This window comes from Streptomyces sp. NPDC031274, from assembly GCF_055570235.1.
Genome location: NZ_JBVIHP010000366.1, coordinates 1 through 1,161, shown reverse-complemented (window position 1 = coordinate 1,161; position 1,161 = coordinate 1). Strand labels below are relative to the sequence as shown.

Below are 1,161 nucleotides of genomic sequence, written 5' to 3'. Positions count from 1 at the left end.
CTCTGGCCCGCGATCAACAACCGCTTTGACGCGGACGATGTGCTGTGGCGGTTCGACGCGATGACCGAGGTCCTCGGCCTGGACCGGGAGCGGGCGCGCGCCTGGACGCTGGGGCGGGTGCTGCAGAACGCGCTGTGGGAGATCGAGGACGGGCGGTCGCTGGACGAGGAGGACTTGGAGGTCGCGCGGCGGCTTTTGGGGGCGTACTGAGGTGCGTCGTACTCTGCGGCCATGATTCGCACCGCCACGCCTGCCGACGTCCCTGTCATCCACGCCATGGTCCGCGACCTCGCGGAGTACGAGAAGGCCCTCGACGAGGCCAGGGCCACCGAGGAGCAGCTGACGGAAGCGCTCTTCGGGGAGCGGCCCGCCGCGTTCGCGCACATCGCGGAGGACGACGCCTCGGGGGAGGTCGTCGGGTTCTCGCTGTGGTTCCTGAACTTCTCCACGTGGCGCGGGGTGCACGGGATCTACCTGGAGGACCTGTACGTACGGCCCGAGGCGCGCGGCGGCGGCCACGGCAAGGCGCTGCTGACCGAGCTCGCGCGGATCTGTGTGGAGCGGGGTTACGAGCGGCTCGAGTGGTCCGTGCTCGACTGGAACGAGCCGTCGATCAACTTCTACAAGTCGCTCGGTGCGCTGCCGCAGGACGAGTGGACCGTGTACCGGCTGACCGACGGGGCGTTGGCCGGGCTGGGGTCCTGAACACCAGAGGGCTGGGGTCCTGAACCTCACGGGATCAGGACCACCTTGCCCGTGGTGCGGCGGTTCTCCAGGTCGGCGTGGGCCGTTGCGGCCTCCGACAGGCGGTAGCGCTGGACCGCCGGGGTGAAGTGGCCCTTCGCCGCCTCGGCCAGTGCCGCGAGCTCCAGGGTGCGGATCGGGTTGTCGCCGCCCGCCTTCTGCATCATCACCGGGCCGAGGACGCCGGTCTGGGTGATGCCGCGGGCGGCCAGCTGCTCGTCGGTGAACGTCAGGGGTTCGCCGTCGTGCGGGCCCTTGCCCGACCAGCCGAAGACGAGGTGCTCGCCGCCGTGGGCGAGGAGGTCCACGGCGGCCAGGCCCGGTGCGCCGCCCACTCCGTCGAAGACGACGGTGGCGCCGGGGACGCCGAGCTTCGTCAGGTACGCGTGGGCCTCGTCCGGCCAGTCCGGGTTCTTG

Annotated in this window: 2 protein-coding genes and 1 pseudogene; 2 read left to right on the top strand and 1 reads right to left on the bottom strand. The window is 71.0% G+C overall.

The features are described 5' to 3' along the window. Positions 1-210, top strand: a pseudogene (locus tag ACZ5CR_RS46425) (hydroxyurea phosphotransferase); the annotation flags it as partial. 21 nt (positions 211-231) lie between these two features. Next, positions 232-705 carry a GNAT family N-acetyltransferase gene (locus ACZ5CR_RS46420; RefSeq protein ID WP_468870087.1) on the top strand — a complete coding sequence of 158 codons (474 nt, stop codon included), beginning with the start codon at positions 232-234 and terminating at the stop codon, positions 703-705. Positions 706-731: 26 nt separating this feature from the next. Here the strand turns inward: ACZ5CR_RS46420 and ACZ5CR_RS46415 are convergent. Continuing rightward, positions 732-1,161, bottom strand: a 430-nt coding sequence (locus tag ACZ5CR_RS46415; RefSeq protein ID WP_468870086.1) for a zinc-binding dehydrogenase, incomplete at its 5' end; no start/stop codon positions are given.